This is a genomic window from Burkholderia sp. IMCC1007 (assembly GCF_027257875.1).
Taxonomy (GTDB): Bacteria; Pseudomonadota; Gammaproteobacteria; order Burkholderiales; family Burkholderiaceae; genus Burkholderia.
In genome coordinates, this window is record NZ_JAPVQY010000041.1 from 36,799 (window position 1) to 54,745 (window position 17,947).

A 17,947-nucleotide genomic window follows, 5' to 3' on the forward strand; every position below is an offset into this window, starting at 1 on the left:
CTGAGCGACAGGAGTAGACGTGAGTAACGAATTCCGACAACAGGGCTCACCATTGGCCGGCGTGAAGGTGCTGGAACTGGGGTCATTGATAGCGGGCCCGTATGCCTGCACTTTACTTGCCCAATTTGGAGCGGAGGTCATCAAGGTGGAGCCGCCGGGTATCGGTGATCCTTTGCGCAAATGGCGAAAGCTCCACGAGGGAACGTCGCTTTGGTGGTACACACAAAGCCGGAATAAGAAATCGCTTACATTGGATCTCAAGACAGCCGAGGGGCGCGACGTTATCAAGCGTTTGGCACAGGAAGTTGATATTGTCATCGAGAATTTTCGGCCGGGTACTCTCGAGAGGTGGGGCATCGGTTGGGAACAGCTTTCTGAATTGAATCCAAAGCTGATAATGGTCCGGATTTCCGGCTATGGGCAGACCGGGCCTCTGGCGCAGCGGCCGGGATTTGCGGCAATCGCCGAGTGTATGGGTGGACTTCGGCACACGTCTGGGTTCCCCGACAGACCGCCGGTTCGCGTGGGTGTGAGCCTCGGAGATACGCTTGCTTCGTTGTACGGGGCAATCGGAGCGCTGCTTGCAATGCACCACCTGAACGTCAACGGAGGTACTGGGCAATTTATTGACGTCGCGCTGTACGAGTCCGTCTTCGCGATTATGGAGAGTTTGATTCCGGAGTTTTCAGTTCAAGGTCATGTTCGAGAGCGCACCGGGGCGAGTCTTCCGGGCATCTCTCCCTCGAATACGTATCTCTGTGGTGATGGAAATTACATAATCATCGCTGGCAACGGCGATGCAATATTCCGTCGCCTCATGAGCGCAATTGGTCGCCTCGACTTGAGTGAGGACCCGGCTCTTGCTCAAAACGATGGTCGAGTGAAGAACAACGAGATGCTCGATGCAGCAATCTCCGCGTGGACTCGCGAGCGTATGCTCGAAGAGGCCTTGGATATTCTGGAAAAAGCCGAGGTCCCCAGTGGCCGAATCTACACCGCGGCAGACATCTTGCAGGACCCTCAATACAACGCGCGTTCGATGATTGAGCAGCATGTGCTGCCTGACGGAGTACCGGTGCATCTCCCCGGAGTTGTGCCGAAGCTCAGTGCCACGCCTGGAGGTACCAAATGGCTCGGTCCCAAGCTCGGACAGCATACCGATGAGGTTTTGGGATCACTGGGCTTTGCAAGTGGCGATATCGCCCAGTTGCGCGAAAAAGGTATTGTTTGAGACATGAGATGGCTACATCTAACGGAAGGAAGTTGCATGTTCACGACGTCTGCGTTCGAGACGGCTTTCAGATGGAATCGGTGTTCGTCCCGACAAACCAGAAGGTGAGCTTGATCGACCGGCTCAGCCGCACGGGCCTCGCCAAGATTGAGGTCACCTCGTTCAGCTCGCCGAAGGCTATACCTGCTCTAGCAGACGCTGAAGAGGTACTTGCATCCATCGAACGCATTCCGGGTGTCGAGTACACGGCGCTCGTGCCAAATATTCGCGGTTGCGAACGCGCGTTGAGAAGCAGCCTTGATGAAATCAACGTTGTCATGTCCGCTAGCGAGACGCATAACCGGGCGAACTTGCGAATGACGCGCGAGCAATCGCTTGAGCAGTTCGCCGAGATGACTAGGCTAGCCGGTACCGAGGTGGCTGTGAATGCTTCGTTATCGACTGCTTTCGGCTGTCCGTTTGACGGGCAAATAGGTGATAGCGACTTGCTGAGGAACATTGAGCGTATTGCTTCGTCGGGCATCAAACGGTTGACGCTGTGCGATACCACCGGAATGGCGAATCCTCAACAGGTCAGACACATTTGTGACCTCGTGCTCTCGCGTTTCCATGAACTCACGGTGACCGCGCATTTTCACAATACACGGGGAATGGGTCTCGCAAACTGTCTCGCGGCGCTGGAGGCGGGCATCACCCGATTCGATGCATCTCTCGCTGGGCTTGGGGGCTGTCCTTTCGCCCCAGGGGCTAGCGGGAATGTGTGCACTGAGGACATGGTCCATATGTTCAATGCCATGGGGTTCAACACGGGAGTCAATGTCTCGGAGTTGATTCAGCTGGCACTTGAGATTCCGTCGTTGGTTGGACATGGCGTACCGGGGCAGGTCATGAAGGCCGGGCCCTATGACCGGGTCTATGCGAAGCCTGAGTGGCTTGACGCAGGCCGGAAGCAAACACGCATCGTTCCGACGAGTAGGGGTTCGATTGATCCCGAATGCAACAACACTGAGGCTGCAAAATGAGTGGACTTACTCTTTTCGAGAAAATCTGGAATAGCCATGTCGTTGCAATGCAAGGTAACGACATGGCACTGCTATATGTCGACCGTCATCTCGTTTATGAAGTGACCAGCCCCCAAGCCTTCGAAGGCTTGCGCATTGCCAAGAGAGCCGTTTGGCGTCCTGATACGGTTCTCGCGACGGCGGACCACAACGTCCCCACGACGGACCGCAGCAAGGATATTCGCGACCCGCTTTCGAGGGCGCAGGTGCGCCAGTTAGAGAAGAACGCTAATGATTTCGGTGTCACCCATTATGGGCTGCAAGACCACCGGCAAGGAATTATTCATGTAGTGGGGCCTGAACAGGGCGCGACACTCCCGGGCATGGTGGTCGTAGCAGGCGACTCCCATACTAGCACGCATGGGGCGTTCGCCTCGCTTGCATTTGGGGTCGGCACATCGGAAGTCGAGCACGTGCTTGCTACCCAGTGTCTTCTCGCAAAACGTATGAAAAGGATGCTCGTTGAGGTCAATGGGAAGCTGCGAGAGGGAGTCACTGCCAAGGACCTCATCCTCCACATCATCAGAGTGATTGGGACGGCTGGAGGTACCGGATACGCAATTGAGTTCGCTGGCGAAACGATTAGGTCATTTAGCATGGAAGGTCGGATGACATTGTGCAACATGGCCATTGAAGGTGGTGCACGAGTCGGGTTGGTGGCCGTAGACGACACGACCATCGAGTATCTGCGGGATCGCCCATACGCACCTCGGGGCGCAAGCTGGGACCAAGCCGTGGCGAAATGGAGAAAACTTCACAGCGACCAGGACGCTGAATTTGATCGAATCGAGACATTCGATGCGTCGTCCGTTAAGCCGATGGTGACTTGGGGAACCTCACCGGAGATGGTTTCACCTGTAGACGGGCACGTACCGGAACTGGATTCAATCGTCGACCCTGTGCGACGCGCGGCCGCCAGTAACGCGCTCAAATATATGGGTCTCGAGTCGGGGACCCCGATCACTTCGATTGTTCCTCAAAAGGTGTTCATCGGATCCTGCACGAACGGGCGCATCGAAGATTTCCGGGCAGCAGCGGAGGTTCTTCGAGGTAAAAAAGTCGCGCCTGGAGTACTGCAAGCGCTGGCTGTTCCAGGCTCCGGGTTGGTGAAGGCACAAGCTGAAGCCGAAGGACTGGACGAAGTCTTTCGGGCGGCCGGATTTGAGTGGCGCGAGCCCGGTTGCTCCATGTGTTTAGGCATGAACGACGACAGACTGCAGCCTGGCGAACGGTGCGCCTCAACCTCGAATCGCAACTTCGAGGGTCGTCAGGGAAGAGGCGGGCGTAGTCATCTTGTATCACCGGCAATGGCCGCTGCTGCGGCAGTTGCGGGTCGTTTCATCGACATTAGCAGGCGGGGACTCTAATGGAAAAGTTTATCGAGTTCAATGGACGCGTCGCTCCTTTGGACCGTGCGAACGTCGATACGGACGCCATCATTCCGAAGCAGTTCATGAAATCAATAAGCCGGTCCGGATTTGGCGTGAACCTCTTCGACGAGTGGCGGTATCTTGATCCGGGCGAGCCGGGAATGGACATTTCCCAGCGAAATCCCAATCCTCAGTTTGTGCTCAATCAGGTCCGCTTTCATGATGCTACGGCGCTCCTGACGCGAGAGAACTTTGGATGCGGATCGAGCCGAGAGCACGCAGTGTGGGCTCTTTACGACTTCGGCATTCGCGTGATTGTCGCTCCAAGCTTTGCCGACATATTCTACGTAAACTGTTTCAAGAACGGGATACTACCTGTTCAGCTCGCGAGCGAGGACGTCGCGAAGCTGTTCGAAGAAATTGCCAATGCCGATGACTACTCTTTCCACGTAAGCCTACCTTCGCAACAGCTCACGACTTCGTCGGGTTCGCTCTATCGATTCGAAGTTGATGCGGATCGTAAGAGGAGGTTGCTTGAGGGCCTTGACGATATAGCGGTTACCCTTAAGTCGCGTGACGCCATACTTGATTATGAAGCAAGGCGCTGCTCCGAAGAGCCGTGGCTTTTCGGACACGCGGCAGTCTGAGAGAGAAACGCCTCATGTTTGTACGAACTGCGATGGTAAGGTTGGCTCGCCGCTTCAAGTCCTGAAAGCCTTCGTCGATCAGCATCAGCGTCGCGCCCCCCTTCTGGGTCGAGCCGATCTGCAAGGTTTTGCGGATTGCCCGGTCGGGCTACCGACGCCATGCTGCGCAGCTTCGCGATTCTTCCAAACGCTGCACCTGCGCCAAACGCGATGAGATTCTGCAACCGCAGATCGAATGCGTCTGGCAGTTCAAAATGCAGGTCTACGACGTACCGAAGGTCTGGAAGCGGATGAATCGGGAAGGTATTTCAGTGGCACGCTGTACGGTCGCGCGGCTGATGAAACTGCAAGGTCTGCGTGGCGAGGTTCGCGGCAAGCAGGTTCGCACGACGATTCCTTGAAGCTACGAGACGGTTTCTAAATGGCCCCATGGGGGCTGTCCCATGGGGCTGTTAGCTTTCGCGGCGAGCAGTTAACCTGACGCATCGAAACAACCGAGGCCGAGGAGTTGGCCAAGCCGATCGTCGACGATGAATTGTGGACACTGGTCGCCCCGCTGCTGCCGCAACCCAAGCCGCGGCGCGAGAAGAACCCGGGCCGCCTGCCAGTGTCGAATCGCGCTGCGTAGACTGGCATCCTGTTCGTTCTCAAGACGGGACTGCGATGGCGCGACCTGCCTGTCGAGATGGGATGCGGCTCGGGCGTGACATGTTGGCGACGGCTACGCGACTGGCAGGCCGCCGGCGTGTGGGACTGCTTGCACGAACTGCTGCTCGCGAAGCTGCGCGCAGCAGACCAGATCGGCTGCTGGTGAGCCGCTGTCGATTCATCGTCGATCCGCGCCGCTGGGGCGGGCCAAAAACTGGGTCCAACCCGACCGATCGCGCGCGACCCGGTTCCAAGCACCACATCGTCACCGAAGCCAACGGCACGTCGCTCGCCGCGATCCTGACTGGCGCCAACGTCCACGACGTCACGCAATTGCTGCCGTTGATCGACGCGATTCCGCCGATTCGTGGCTTGCGCTGCTATCCGCTGCAGCGACCACGCGTGGTCTACGCCGATCGCGGTTACGACTCCGAGCGCCATCGAAGCGCGTTGCGCAGGCGCGGTATCGAGCCGGTGATCGTCAAGCGCCGCACCGAACACGGCAGCGGCCTTCAAATATCGCTGGGTCATTGAACGCACGCATGCCGGGCTGCGTCACTTCCGCCGCGTCCGTATTCGTTTCGAGCGCCGTGCCGACATTCACGGTGCATTCCTCAAAGGCGGTTGCTGCCTGATCGGCTGGAATAGATGCGCATGCCGGTGCCGTGATCAGTGGGAGGAAAGGTCCTCGGAACGCTTTCGGTATCTACCAATGTGGCGGGCTATCTCGACCTGCTCATCTGGGCAAATTCGTTCGGTGAGGTGTGACCCTGTCTCGATTCCACGTACAGCAAGAAGTTTGATAACTTTTTGACTGTATGGAGAACAGGATGGCAGAGAACGTGGTGCCGAGAAGGCAATACACGCAGGAATTCAAACTGGAGGCGGTGCGCTTGTCGGAGAGCGTCGGTCAGCATGAGGCCGCTCGCAGGCTGGGTGTACCGGTGGCGACACTGGGCAACTGGTGCCGAGACCAGCGCAAAGGCAATGCTGAAGCGGCGACGGGGCCGTTACCCAGCACGCCGAGCTCCAGTCGTCGCCCGGTCAGCGATCTGGAGGCCGAGGTCAGCAGGTTGCGCAAGGAGTTGGCCAGCGCGAAGCTCGACATCGAAATCCTCCGAAAGGCAACGGCGTACTTCGCGAAGGGGGCGCGGTGAGGTACGCCTGGATCGACGCACACCGCGACCAGTACAGCGTGAGCCGGCTGTGCCGGGTGTTGGCCGTCTCGCGCAGCGGGTATTGCCAGTGGCGGGCTCGCCCGCCCAGCGTCAGGGCGCAGGCCAACCAGGCGCTGGATGCCGAAGTGGCGGCCATCTACCGGGCCAGTCGCGGCAGCTATGGCCGTCCTCGCATCGTGCGACAATTGCGTGCTCAGGGCCGGCCGGCGAGCGCTGAGCGCGTGCGACGCAGCCTGCAACGTCAGGGGCTGCGCCCGGTCTACAAGCGCCCGTATCGAGTCACCACGGATTCGACGCATCATCTGCCGGTGGCGCCGAATCTGTTGGATCGGCGCTTCGATGGCTGGCAGCTGAACCAAGCGTGGGTGAGTGACATCACGTTCATCGCCACTGACGAAGGCTGGCTGTTTCTCGCGGCGATCCTCGATCTGGCAAGCCGGCGTATCGTCGGCTGGTCGATGTCGGAGCGAATCAACGCGGATCTGGTCTGCCAAGCATTACGCAGTGCGTACTGGCAACGCAAACCCGGGCCCGGATTACTGCTGCATTCGGATAGGGGCAGTCAATATGCCAGTTGGGCGTATCGCGATCTGGCCGCCGAGTTCGGCATGATGGTCTCAATGAGCCGGCGTGCAAACGCGTGGGACAACGCGCCGATGGAGAGCTTCTTTAAAACCCTGAAGGTCGAGCGCATTTACCAAACGCGCTACGAGACCCGCGCTCAGGCTCGCCTGGACATCGTCGACTGGATCGAAGGCTATTACAATCGACAGCGCATGCACACGTCGATCGACTACTGCACTCCCGTCGAATACGAAACCCTACGCGCTGCTGCATGACATGCTGTACGTGAAAACGAGGCAGGGTCAGTGTGCCGCGCTGGCGTCGAAGGGACGGGCACTTATCGAGCGGGACTGGCCCGCGCATTGCGAGAGGACGATATCGAGGTGTTCGAAGTCAATCGGCCCGATCGAAGCGGCTCGGAGAACTGGCGGAAAGTCTGATCCAACAGATACAGAGAATGCTGCCAGACCGTCCTGTCTGGAGAGGCATCAGCAATCCCCCAAGGAGCAATCTGGAGCCGCAGAAGCGATGCGCGCAGTTTCCGTTGCTCGGAGCAGCGCCCCAGGAGCGCGTTCCCTCGAGCCTGTATTCGGGGCGGATGCTGAAATCGTTCGAGCTCGGCGGCGCGGTACGGATATCGCCGCTCCACTGCCATGTGCCTGACGATATTGCGCAATTTTTGGCGATTACCGGCACGCTGACAGCGAACCGCTGATCGACGACAAGGCTCGGACCGTCCGGGCCGTGTCGCTTTCGGCGCCGGAAAACGCGCGGCGCAATAGGTTCGGGCTATGACCGGCAGATTCAATGGATAGTTGTCGCCGGACGGGTTTCCGCGTGTAATGGCCTGCGAAACCGGATGATGCCAACGACCCGATGGAGGAACAGCGCGTGAAGATCGTGGTAGCAGTAAAAAGAGTGGTCGATTACAACGTGAAGGTTCGCGTGAAGTCGGACAACACGGGCGTCGACATCGCGAACGTGAAGATGTCGATGAACCCGTTCGACGAAATCGCGGTGGAAGAAGCGGTGCGCCTGAAGGAAGCGGGCGTGGCGACGGAAGTGATCGCGGTGTCGGTGGGCGTCACGCAAGCGCAGGAAACGCTGCGCACGGCGCTGGCGATCGGCGCGGATCGCGCGATCCTCGTCGAGTCGAACGACAGCGTCGAGCCGCTGGCCGTCGCGAAGATCCTGAAGGCGCTGGTCGACAAGGAACAGCCGCAACTGGTGATCCTCGGCAAGCAGGCAATCGACGACGATTCGAACCAGACGGGCCAGATGCTGGCCGCGCTGGCCGATTTCCCGCAGGCGACGTTCGCGTCGAAGGTGACGATCGTCGACGGCAAGGCAACGGTCGCACGCGAAGTCGACGGCGGCGCGGAAACGCTGTCGCTGACGCTGCCGGCGGTGGTCACGACCGACCTGCGCCTGAACGAGCCGCGTTACGTCACGCTGCCGAGCATCATGAAGGCGAAGAAGAAGCCGCTGGAAACGGTGAAGCCGGAAGACCTGGGCGTCGACGTCGCGCCGCGTCTGAAGACGCTGAAGGTGGCCGAGCCGCCGAAGCGTGCGGCCGGCGTGAAGGTGCCGGACGTGAAGACGCTGGTCGAGAAGCTGAAGACCGAAGCCAAGGTGCTGTAAGAGGGAGCGGAAAGAAATGACGATTCTGGTGATTGCAGAACACGACAACGCGTCGATCAAGGCCGCGACGCTGAACACGGTGGCAGCGGCGGCGAGGATCGGCGGTGACATTCACGTGCTGGTCGCGGGCCACAACGCGCAAGCGGCTGCGGACGCAGCGGCGAAGATCGCCGGTGTGTCGAAGGTGCTGCTGGCCGACGCGCCGCAGCACGAAGCGGGCCTCGCGGAAAACGTCGAGGCGACCGCGCTGAACATCGCGAAGGACTACTCGCACATCCTCGCGCCGGCAACGGCCTACGGCAAGAACGTCGCGCCGCGCATCGCCGCGAAGCTGGACGTCGCGCAGATCTCGGACATCACGGCGGTCGATTCGGCCGATACGTTCGAGCGCCCGATCTACGCGGGCAACGCGATCGCGACGGTGCAGTCGAGCGATCCGATCAAGGTCATCACGGTGCGCGCAACAGGCTTCGATCCGGTTGCGGCGGAAGGCGGCAGCGCGTCGGTCGAGAAGATCGAAGCGGCGGCCGACGCAGGCAAGTCGCAGTTCGTCAGCCGTGAAGTGACGAAGCTTGACCGTCCGGAGCTGACCAGCGCGAGCATCATCGTGTCGGGCGGCCGCGGTCTGGGTAGCGGCGAGAACTACACGAAGGTGCTGGAGCCGCTGGCGGACAAGCTGTCTGCTGCGCTCGGCGCATCGCGCGCGGCGGTCGACGCCGGTTACGTGCCGAACGACTACCAGGTCGGCCAGACCGGCAAGATCGTCGCGCCGCAGCTGTATATCGCGGTCGGTATCTCGGGCGCGATCCAGCATCTGGCCGGCATGAAGGATTCGAAGGTGATCGTTGCGATCAACAAGGATCCCGAAGCACCGATCTTCAGCGTGGCCGACTATGGCCTCGTCGGCGATCTGTTCAAACTGGTTCCGGAGGTGGTCGATGCCGTCTGATGCTGCAGTGCGCGCAGGTGTTGGACGCTCGATGCCGGCCCAGTCGTATCTGTTTGTGCCGGGGAGCAAGCCCGAGCGGTTCGATAAGGCCCTCGCAAGTGGCGCCGATGTGGTCATCATCGATCTCGAAGATGCCGTCGAGCCGGAGGCGAAAGTCGCAGCGCGTGAGACGATAGCGCAATGGGTTTCGCCCGAGCATCCGGTGCTCGTGCGGATCAACGCGCGGAACACGCCATGGTTCGATGCCGATGCCACGCTCGGCGCATTGAAGGGTGTGGCCGGTATCGTGCTGCCGAAGGCTGAGCGTGCCGATGACGTGTGCGCGGCCGTTGCGCTTGCGCGCCGGCGTGTGCCGGTCTATCCGTTGATCGAAAGCGCGAATGGCATGTGGAATGCGCTCGACGTCGCAAAGGCGCCGTACGTCGAGCGATTGATGTTCGGCACACTCGATTTCATCGCGGACGTGGGCATGTCCGACGATGGTGTTCCGCTCAATCACTTTCGGTCTCAGCTCGCACTGATTTCGCGGGTGGCCGGGATCGAGTCGCCGGTCGACGGGGTGACGCCGGATATTCACGACGGGGAACGGATCGAGCGTGATGCATTCAACGGGAAGCAACTGGGATTCGGCGGGAAACTGTGCATTCATCCGAAGCAGATCGGGTTCGTGCATAAGTGCTATTGGCCGAGTGCGGACGAGGTTTGCTGGGCGCGCCGGGTGCTCGATTCGATGCGCAATTCAAATGGCGGTGTGGTGACGGTCGACGGGAAGATGGTCGATCGGCCCGTGCTGTTGCGAGCGACACGGATCGCGGGCCTGGCGGCTGAGGTCATCCCCGCCTCGGATGGGGCAGCTGGCGAATGAATTGGAGCGATTTACTCGCGCAATACGGCCCTCGCGAATCGATGGAGTACGACGTCGTGATCGTCGGCGGCGGCCCTGCCGGGCTGTCGGCCGCGATCCGGCTCAAGCAGCTGGCCGCCGAGAAAGGCACCGAGATCGGCGTGTGCGTGCTCGAGAAAGGTTCCGAGATCGGCGCGCACATCCTGTCGGGCGCGGTGATGGACCCGCGCGCGATCACCGAACTGTTCCCCGACTGGAAGGAACAGGGCGCACCCTTGAACGTCGAGGTGACGGAAGACCGCTTCCTGTTCCTGTCCGAGAAGAGCGCGGTCACGACGCCCAACTGGGCGCTGCCCGACAACTTCAAGAACCACGGCAACTACGTGATTTCGCTGGGCAACGTCACGCGCTGGCTCGGGGCACAGGCCGAAGCGCTCGGCGTCGAGATCTTCCCGGGCTTCCCCGCAGCCGAGGTTCTCTACAACGACGACGGCTCGGTGAAGGGCGTCGCCACCGGCAACATGGGCGTGGGCAAGGACGGCGAGCCGACCGAGAACTTCCAGCTCGGCATGGAGCTGCACGCGAAGTACACGTTGTTCGCCGAAGGCTGCCGCGGCCACCTCGGCCGCCAGCTGATCTCGAAGTTCAAGCTCGACGCTAACGCCGATCCGCAAGCCTACGGGATCGGCATCAAGGAGCTGTGGGAAATCGATCCTGCGAAGCACAAGCCGGGCCTGGTGATCCACACGGCCGGCTGGCCGCTGAAGTCGGATACCTACGGCGGCTCGTTCCTGTATCACATGGACAACAACCAGGTCGTGGTCGGCTTCGTGGTGGGCCTCGGCTACACGAACCCGTACCTGTCGCCGTTCGAGGAATTCCAGCGCTACAAGACGCATCCGTCGATCCGCGCGTTCCTCGAAGGCGGCAAGCGCGTGTCGTACGGCGCGCGGGCGATCACGGCCGGCGGCCTGCTGTCGCTGCCGAAGACGGTGTTCCCGGGCGGGGCGCTGATCGGCGACGACGCGGGTTTCCTGAACGCGTCGCGGATCAAGGGCAGCCACGCGGCGATCAAGACCGGCATGCTGGCGGCCGACGCCGCGTTCGACGCGCTGCAGGCCGGCCGCCAGAGCGACGAGCTCAACGCGTATCCGGACGCCTTCAAGCAATCGTGGCTGCATACGGAGCTGTACCGCGCGCGCAACTTCAAGCAGTGGATGGCCAAGGGGCTGTACCTCGGCACGCTGATGGTCGGGCTCGAGCAGAAGGTGATGGGCGGCAACGTGCCGTGGACGCTGCACCACAAGCATGCGGACCACCAGATGCTGAAGCCGGCGTCGCAATGCACGCCGATCGAGTATCCGAAGCCGGACGGCAAGCTGACGTTCGACCGGCTGTCGTCGGTGTTCATCTCGAACACGAACCACGAGGAGAACCAGCCGGCGCACCTGACGCTGAAGGACGCGAACGTGCCGGTAAACGTGAACCTGCGCACGTACGCGGGGCCGGAGGGACGCTTCTGCCCGGCGGCGGTGTACGAGTTCGTGAAGAACGACGACGGCAGCGACCGGCTGGTGATCAACGCGCAGAACTGCGTGCACTGCAAGACGTGTGACATCAAGGACCCGACGCAGAACATCGTGTGGGTCACGCCCGAAGGCGGCGGCGGGCCGAATTACCCGAACATGTGACCGGCGACCTCGAGGAAAAAGCCGGCTCCGAGCGTGAGTCGGGGCCGGCGCCTTTCGTTGGCCCGTCGCCTATCGGCATATTGCCGGCTCCCGACCGCGTAGTTCTATTTGCTCGTATGTTGGCAATCAGGTTTGCGTAACCCCTGAGCTGACCGCTGCGCCGTCCGCATCGCTCGTTCCTGGTGCGACTTCTTCCAGTGCCTGCCGGCGGGTTTCGACGCGCAGTAGCCCAATCGCGACACACAGCACGCCGAGCACAGCGCTGACCATCGCGATCACGCCCGATACCCCGAACGCCTGGTAAAGCGCCAATGCCAGCGCAGGCGTCCCAATCGACGACATTCGTCCGCACATGCCCGCAACACCGGTGCCGCGCAGCCGCACTTCGGTCGGGAACAGTTCGGGAATGTAGCCGAACAGCCCGAGCGTCGTGATCGTATAGATGGCACTGACGAGACAGAATCCGACCAGGATGATCGCCGTCGTGTCTCGTAACGACACGTACAGCCAGCCGAGCGCGATGCTGAGAATCGACGCAATCACAATTCCCTTCGCACGTCCGATCCGCGATCAGATAGCCGATTAACCCGCCGACCGGCGAGCCGATCGACATCAGGAACACGAACCCGAGCGATTTGACGACCGACAACCCCTGCGTGACGAAAAACGTCGGCAGCCACGCAATGAAGCCATAGAGCCCGACGTTGACACCGATCGCCGTCAGCGCCGCGACCACGGTTCGTCCCCGCATTCCCTTCGAAAACAGCACGCCCAGCGGCACCTTCCCGACGTGCAGATCGACGGTGCGTCGTACGGGCGGCAGCGTGCCGACCTGCTTGCTCACTTCTTGCTCGATCGCGGCAAGCGTCTCTTCAGCTTCGTCGAGCCGCCCGACCGATTCGAGCCATCGCGGCGATTCTGGCATCCGTTTGCGCATGAACCACACGGCGAGCGCGCCAACGCCAGCCAGCGCGAACATATAGCGCCAGCCGAGATAAGGAATGATCCACTACCCGGCAGCCAGCGCGGCGAAGAGCCCGCTGTTGGTGATGATCGCAAGCAACGACACCCACTTCCCGCGCGTCTCGGGCGGCACGAACTCGGCGAGCGTCCCGGCCGCGACAACTAGCTCCGCCCCGAGCCCGATCCCCATGGTGAACCGCAGCACGATCAGCCACTCGATATTCGGCGCGAAACACGCCGCGACCGATGCGAGCCCGAACACCGCCAGGTTGAGCTGATACGAATACCGTCGCCCGAGGCGGTCACCGACATAACCCGCGACGAACGCCCCGATCATCATCCCGACGAACGTCGACGACACGAACATCGCGCCATGCCGCAGGTCGGTGAAGCCATCCTTGACCATCGCCGCGACCGAGCCTTTGGCGAGATAGATATCGAACGCGTCGAGGAACGCGCCACCGGCGATCAGGCCGAGTATCTTCCAGTGGAACCTTGAAATCGGCAGCCGGTCGAGCCGGCCGGCGGCATTGACGGTGTTCGCCATTATGTCTCCAGTCTTGTGGCGCTCTCGCGTCCGTGAACGGACGCGGAGACGCTTCGATATGTCGATGAGGGGCGCGCTTCGTTCAGCGCGGAAAGAACCGGTCAGACCGCGCCGGATGCGTGCAACGTGTGAATCTGTTCACCGGTATAGCCGAGCTCGCGCAGCACGGCATCGGTATGCTGACCGAGCGCCGGCACCGGATCCATGCGCGGATCGTCGCCCGGCGTGATGCCGGGTGGCAGCAGGGCGGGGATCTCGCCGGCAGGCGTGTCGACCCGCGTCCAGCGATGCCGGGCGGCAAGCTGTTCATGCGTCCAGACGCCGTGCATGTCGTTCATCCGCGCGTTCGCGATGCCGGCTTGCTCGAGCCGGTCGATCACGTCGTCGGCCGTCAATGTCGAGAACGCGCCGACGATGACGGCCGCGAGCTCGTTGCGATTCGCGACGCGGCGGCTGTTCGAACCGAAGCGCTCGTCGGCCGCCAGTTCGGGCAGGCGGATCACGGTCTCGCAGAAGCGCTTCCATTCGCGCTCGTTCTGCAGGCCCAGCATCACGGTCTTCTCATCGCCGGCCTTGAACGGGCCGTACGGAAAGATCGTCGCGTGCGATGCGCCGGCTTGCCGCGGCGGTGACTGTCCGTCGATCGCGTAGTAGAGCGGATAGCTCATCCACTCGACCATGCTTTCGAGCATCGACACGTCGATGTGCCGGCCGCGTCCGGTGCGGCCGCGCTCGATCAGCGCGGCGAGGATGTTCGTATACGCATACATGCCTGCCGCGATATCGGCAATCGAGCAGCCGGCCTTGGCCGGCTCGCCGTCGGAGCCGGTAATGCTGAGGAATCCGGATTCACTCTGGATCAGCAGGTCGTACGCCTTCTTGTCGCGAAACGGCCCGTCGAGTCCGTAGCCGGAAATGTCGCAGACGATCAGCCGCGGATACCGATCGTGCAGCGTGTCGTAGTCGAGCCCGAGGCGTTGCGTCGCGCCGGGCGCGAGGTTCTGCACGAACACGTCGGCATCGGCGAGCAGCGCGTGCGCGACGTCGAGCGCCGCGGGCTGCTTGACGTCGAGCGTGATGCTTTCCTTCGAGCGGTTGGTCCACACGAAGTGCGACGCGAGCCCCGACACGCGTTCGTCGTAGCCACGCGCGAAGTCGCCGACGCCCGGCCGTTCGACCTTGATCACGCGCGCGCCGAGGTCAGCGAGCTGGCGCGTGCAGAACGGCGCGGCGATCGCATGCTCGAACGTGACGACCTTGATGCCTTCCAGTGGGCGCATGTTCGTCACTCCCGTCAGAACGAACGTGGCAGGCCGAGGATGTGCTCGGCGACATACGACAGGATCAGGTTCGTCGAGATCGGCGCTACCTGGTACAGACGCGTTTCGCGGAACTTGCGCTCGACGTCGTATTCGCACGCGAAGCCGAAGCCGCCGTGGAACTGCAGGCACGCGTTCGCGGCTTCCCACGACGCGTCGGCCGCGAGCAGCTTCGCCATGTTCGCCTGCGCGCCGCACGGCTCGTGCGCGTCGAACCGGCGCGCGGCCTCGAAGCGCATCAGGCTCGCGGCCTCGACGTTGACGAACGAGCGGGCGATCGGAAACTGCACGCCCTGGTTCTGGCCGATCGGGCGGCCGAACACGACGCGATCCTTCACGTACTGCGACACCTTGTCGACGAACCAGTAGCCGTCGCCGATGCATTCGGCCGCGATCAGCGTGCGCTCGGCGTTCAGTCCGTCGAGGATGTACTTGAAGCCCCGGCCTTCCTCGCCGATCAGGTTCTCCGCGGGGATCTCGAGGTTGTCGAAGAACAGCTCGTTGGTCTCGTGATTCACCATGTTCGGGATCGGGCGCACCGTCATCCCGTTGCCGATCGCGTGATGCAGGTCGACGATGAAGATCGACATCCCTTCGGACTTCTTCTGCACATCCGACAGCGGCGTGGTGCGCGCGAGCAGGATCATCAGGTCGGAGTGCTGCACGCGCGAGATCCACACCTTCTGGCCGTTGATCACGTAGCGATCGCCCTTGCGTACCGCCGTCGTCTTGATTTTGGTCGTGTCGGTGCCGGTGGTCGGTTCGGTCACGCCCATCGACTGCAGGCGCAGCTCGCCGCTTGCGATCCTCGGCAGATAGCGCTGCTTCTGCTCGGCCGAACCGTGGCGCAGCAGCGTGCCCATGTTGTACATCTGGCCGTGACACGCGCCGGAGTTGCCGCCCGCGCGATTGATTTCCTCCATGATCACCGACGCCTCGGTCAGGCCGAGGCCCGAGCCGCCGTATTCCTGCGGAATCAGCGCGGCGAGCCAGCCGGCTTTCGTCAGCGCGTCGACGAACGCTTCGGGATAGCCGCGTTCCTCGTCGATCTTGCGGAAATACTCGGCGGAAAATTCGCCGCACAGGTCGCGAACGGCTTCGCGAATGTCTTGGTACGCGTCGGTAGGATTCATGTTTCGTATCGGGGAATGCTCGAAATGAGTCAGGCGAGGGTCGCGCTCGCGGACATGGTCAGCCAGCCGTCGTGATCCATGGCCCAGAGATCGATGGTCTTGCCGTCGTCGGCGAGGCGGCCACACACACCGAACGTGTTGCCGAGGAAGGTCGGCCGTACCGCGCGATAGGCGTATCCGGCGACGGTCGCATCGGGGAGCGAGCGCGTGACGAGGTCGAGCAGCAGCGTCGAGATCAGCGGGCCGTGCACGACGAGGTCCGGATAGCCTTCGACGTCGCGCACGTAGGTGCGGTCGTAGTGAATGCGGTGGCCGTTGAAGGTCAGCGCGGAATAGCGGAACAGCATCACTTCGTCCGGCGTGATGTCTCGCTGCCATTGCGCATGGTCGGGCGCGGCCTTCGGCGGAGGGGCAGCGGCACCGGGCGCGGCCGCGCCGCGATAGACGATGTCGTGTTCCTCGCGGATCGCGACTTCGCCCGCGGATTCGATCACGTGCTCGACGGTGACGAAACCGAGCGTGCCGGTGCGGCCCTCCTTGCGTTCGACCGACAGCACGCGCGACGTGCGCGTCGCGGTCGAGCCAATCGTCAGCGGCGCCTCGAACGCGAGCCGGCCGCCGGCCCACATGCGCCGCGGCAGCCCGAGATCAGGGAGGAATCCGCCCTTGCGCGGATGGCCGTCGGGGCCGAGCTCGGCCTGCTGCGCGATCGACCAGAAATACAGCCAGTGCCAGGCCGGCAGCAACGCATCGCCGGTGGCGGGCACGACCGGATGATCGAGCGTGGCCGCGAAGGCGATTGCGCGTTCGGCGCTGATCAGGTCGGCCGCGACCTGCGTGGCATTGTCGCCGGCATGCGAGCGGGGAGCGTTCACTGTCACCTCCATCGCCGGGCACGCCGGCTGTCTTGAATGGGTATGGAGTGACTTTAGGTGACGCGCTCGCGCGGCGGAAATACCGTTTGAATGTGCCGGCCATAGGGGTATCCTATGGCTTTCTCGCCGACCGAACCACCATGGACATCCGCCAGCTCCGTTACTTCGTCAGCATCGTGGAATACGGGAGCCTCGGGAAGGCGGCGGAAAAGCTGTTCGTCGCGCAGCCGTCGCTGAGCCAGCAGATCGCGAAGCTCGAGGGCGACGTCGGCGTCACGCTGCTCGTGCGCAGCCCGCAGGGCGTGAGGCCGACCGCCGCAGGGCAGGCGCTCTATCGCCATGCGCGGCTTGTGCTCCGGCAGATGGAGCAACTACGACAGGAAGTGCGGGAAGGTGTGGGCAGCGAGTCCGGTACGGTCGCGGTGGGTTTTCCCACCACGATGACGTCGATCCTCGCCGTGCCACTGTTCGAGCGGATCAGCTCCCGTTATCCGGGCATCCGACTGCAGTACCTCGAAAGCATGAGCGGCTTCATCAACGAATTGCTGGCGAACGGGCGGCTCGACCTCGCGATCCTGTTCCGCGAATCCAATACGACCGGAATCACCGCGCTGCCGCTGTTTGACGAAGTGCTGCATCTGCTTGGCGAGCCGGGCGACACGGTGCCGTCGCGGGCGCGCACCTGCACACTCGCGTCGCTCGCCGGCGTGCCGCTCGTCGCGCCGGGTGTGCAGAACGGGCTGCGTTTGCTGCTCGAACGCACGTTCGCACGCGAAGATGTGCCGCTCAACATCATCGCCGATGTTGACTCGCTGCCGACAATGATCTTGCTCGCGCAGTCGGGCCTTGCGTGCACAATCCTGCCCGCGTCTGCGCTGGCGTCGCGCGAGCCGTCCAACCGGCCGAAGATGCGTCGGATTGTCGAGCCGGAGATCCGCCGACCCGCGAGCCTGTGCTGGTCCAACACGTCCCCCATCAATTCCGCGGCGCTTGTGGTGCGGGAAACGATCGTCGAGCTGATTGGCGAGCTCGCTGCAAGCGGCACCTGGACGGGCATCACGCTGCGCGAGGCCGATTCGTCGCCGGCGTAAAGCGCGACATGTGCGCCCTCGGCGGGCTCAGTCCGCAAGCCAGCGCGCGGACGGCCAATCACCGCGTTCGACCGCCGCGCGCGCATCTCGTCGACGAGCAGCGCGGTTACCGCCCTCACGCCGCCGCAATTCGGCACCTATTCGACTACGGCAGAACGATCGTGGGCTGCAGCCCCGGATCGGCACTCGCGTAAC

The 17,947-nt window shown here is 62.3% G+C and carries 14 protein-coding genes and 4 pseudogenes; 14 read left to right on the forward strand and 4 right to left on the reverse strand.

The annotated features are described in order from the left end of the window. The first annotated feature begins 19 nt into the window (after positions 1-19). The 13 genes and pseudogenes from O1Q03_RS27915 (at position 20) to O1Q03_RS27970 (ending at position 11,824) form a co-directional block, all read left to right on the forward strand. Positions 20-1,231: a CaiB/BaiF CoA transferase family protein gene (locus O1Q03_RS27915; RefSeq protein WP_269507277.1), complete on the forward strand. Its 1,212-nt coding sequence runs from the start codon at positions 20-22 to the stop codon at positions 1,229-1,231. A gap of 8 nt (positions 1,232-1,239) precedes the next feature. After that, on the forward strand, positions 1,240-2,253 hold the full coding sequence (locus O1Q03_RS27920; RefSeq protein WP_269507278.1) for a hydroxymethylglutaryl-CoA lyase: 1,014 nt from the start codon (positions 1,240-1,242) through the stop codon (positions 2,251-2,253). Next, positions 2,250-3,659: a 3-isopropylmalate dehydratase large subunit gene (leuC, locus tag O1Q03_RS27925; RefSeq protein ID WP_124524249.1), complete on the forward strand. Its 1,410-nt coding sequence runs from the start codon at positions 2,250-2,252 to the stop codon at positions 3,657-3,659. Before O1Q03_RS27920 ends, leuC begins: the two co-directional genes overlap by 4 nt. Next, a complete protein-coding gene (gene leuD / locus O1Q03_RS27930; RefSeq protein WP_124524250.1) occupies positions 3,659-4,309 on the forward strand; it encodes a 3-isopropylmalate dehydratase small subunit in 651 nt (216 codons plus the stop codon). Before leuC ends, leuD begins: the two co-directional genes overlap by 1 nt. A gap of 34 nt (positions 4,310-4,343) precedes the next feature. After that, positions 4,344-4,704: pseudogene (locus O1Q03_RS27935) on the forward strand (IS3 family transposase); the annotation flags it as partial. Positions 4,705-4,817: 113 nt separating this feature from the next. Beyond that, a pseudogene (locus O1Q03_RS27940) lies at positions 4,818-5,603 on the forward strand (IS5 family transposase); the annotation flags it as partial. A 172-nt stretch (positions 5,604-5,775) separates the two neighbouring features. Beyond that, a protein-coding gene (locus O1Q03_RS27945) for an IS3 family transposase (protein WP_269507279.1) occupies positions 5,776-6,974 on the forward strand; the annotation gives its coding sequence in 2 pieces (ribosomal slippage) (positions 5,776-6,076 and positions 6,076-6,974; 1,200 coding nt in all). Between the two features lie 15 nt (positions 6,975-6,989). Then, positions 6,990-7,275: pseudogene (locus O1Q03_RS40295) on the forward strand (IS110 family transposase); the annotation flags it as partial. Then, positions 7,157-7,414: a hypothetical protein gene (locus O1Q03_RS40300; protein ID WP_442865864.1), complete on the forward strand. Its 258-nt coding sequence runs from the start codon at positions 7,157-7,159 to the stop codon at positions 7,412-7,414. The pseudogene O1Q03_RS40295 and the gene O1Q03_RS40300, both read left to right, overlap by 119 nt. A 176-nt stretch (positions 7,415-7,590) precedes the next feature. Continuing rightward, positions 7,591-8,340 carry an electron transfer flavoprotein subunit beta/FixA family protein gene (locus tag O1Q03_RS27955; RefSeq protein WP_269507280.1) on the forward strand — a complete coding sequence of 250 codons (750 nt, stop codon included), beginning with the start codon at positions 7,591-7,593 and terminating at the stop codon, positions 8,338-8,340. Positions 8,341-8,356: 16 nt separating this feature from the next. Next, positions 8,357-9,289, forward strand: coding sequence for an electron transfer flavoprotein subunit alpha/FixB family protein (locus O1Q03_RS27960; RefSeq protein ID WP_269507282.1), 933 nt, complete (start codon positions 8,357-8,359; stop codon positions 9,287-9,289). Further along, positions 9,279-10,154 (forward strand): HpcH/HpaI aldolase/citrate lyase family protein, encoded by an 876-nt coding sequence (locus O1Q03_RS27965; protein WP_269507283.1) that lies wholly within the window; start codon positions 9,279-9,281, stop codon positions 10,152-10,154. Before O1Q03_RS27960 ends, O1Q03_RS27965 begins: the two co-directional genes overlap by 11 nt. Then, positions 10,151-11,824, forward strand: coding sequence for an electron transfer flavoprotein-ubiquinone oxidoreductase (locus tag O1Q03_RS27970; RefSeq protein WP_269507284.1), 1,674 nt, complete (start codon positions 10,151-10,153; stop codon positions 11,822-11,824). The genes O1Q03_RS27965 and O1Q03_RS27970 overlap by 4 nt, the downstream gene beginning before the upstream one ends. Before the next feature lie 126 nt (positions 11,825-11,950). On the opposite strand, the pseudogene O1Q03_RS27975 reads toward O1Q03_RS27970, so the two are convergent. The 4 genes and pseudogenes from O1Q03_RS27975 to O1Q03_RS27990 all read right to left on the reverse strand — a co-directional run bounded on the left by O1Q03_RS27975 (position 11,951) and on the right by O1Q03_RS27990 (position 16,673). Next, positions 11,951-13,334 (reverse strand): annotated as a pseudogene (locus tag O1Q03_RS27975) (MFS transporter). Between the two features lie 101 nt (positions 13,335-13,435). After that, positions 13,436-14,614, reverse strand: coding sequence for a CaiB/BaiF CoA transferase family protein (locus O1Q03_RS27980; protein ID WP_269507285.1), 1,179 nt, complete (start codon positions 14,612-14,614; stop codon positions 13,436-13,438). Between the two features lie 14 nt (positions 14,615-14,628). Next, positions 14,629-15,786: an acyl-CoA dehydrogenase family protein gene (locus O1Q03_RS27985; RefSeq protein ID WP_269507286.1), complete on the reverse strand. Its 1,158-nt coding sequence runs from the start codon at positions 15,784-15,786 to the stop codon at positions 14,629-14,631. 29 nt (positions 15,787-15,815) lie between these two features. After that, complete coding sequence (locus O1Q03_RS27990; RefSeq protein WP_185641343.1) at positions 15,816-16,673, reverse strand: FAS1-like dehydratase domain-containing protein; 858 nt, start codon at positions 16,671-16,673, stop codon at positions 15,816-15,818. A gap of 128 nt (positions 16,674-16,801) precedes the next feature. Here O1Q03_RS27990 and O1Q03_RS27995 point away from each other — a divergent pair, with 128 nt between their 5' ends. Next, positions 16,802-17,752 carry a LysR substrate-binding domain-containing protein gene (locus O1Q03_RS27995; protein ID WP_269507294.1) on the forward strand — a complete coding sequence of 317 codons (951 nt, stop codon included), beginning with the start codon at positions 16,802-16,804 and terminating at the stop codon, positions 17,750-17,752. Positions 17,753-17,947: the final 195 nt, after the last annotated feature.

Coding starts and splice junctions, on each gene's coding strand:
- O1Q03_RS27920 (WP_269507278.1), top strand. CDS start 1,240: ATGGCTACATCTAACGGAAGGAAGTTGCATGTTCACGACGTCTGCGTT.
- leuC (WP_124524249.1), top strand. CDS start 2,250: ATGAGTGGACTTACTCTTTTCGAGAAAATCTGGAATAGCCATGTCGTT.
- leuD (WP_124524250.1), top strand. CDS start 3,659: ATGGAAAAGTTTATCGAGTTCAATGGACGCGTCGCTCCTTTGGACCGT.
- O1Q03_RS40300 (WP_442865864.1), top strand. CDS start 7,157: ATGCTGCCAGACCGTCCTGTCTGGAGAGGCATCAGCAATCCCCCAAGG.
- O1Q03_RS27960 (WP_269507282.1), top strand. CDS start 8,357: ATGACGATTCTGGTGATTGCAGAACACGACAACGCGTCGATCAAGGCC.
- O1Q03_RS27965 (WP_269507283.1), top strand. CDS start 9,279: ATGCCGTCTGATGCTGCAGTGCGCGCAGGTGTTGGACGCTCGATGCCG.
- O1Q03_RS27970 (WP_269507284.1), top strand. CDS start 10,151: ATGAATTGGAGCGATTTACTCGCGCAATACGGCCCTCGCGAATCGATG.
- O1Q03_RS27980 (WP_269507285.1), bottom strand. CDS start 14,614: ATGCGCCCACTGGAAGGCATCAAGGTCGTCACGTTCGAGCATGCGATC.
- O1Q03_RS27985 (WP_269507286.1), bottom strand. CDS start 15,786: ATGAATCCTACCGACGCGTACCAAGACATTCGCGAAGCCGTTCGCGAC.
- O1Q03_RS27990 (WP_185641343.1), bottom strand. CDS start 16,673: ATGGAGGTGACAGTGAACGCTCCCCGCTCGCATGCCGGCGACAATGCC.
- O1Q03_RS27995 (WP_269507294.1), top strand. CDS start 16,802: ATGGACATCCGCCAGCTCCGTTACTTCGTCAGCATCGTGGAATACGGG.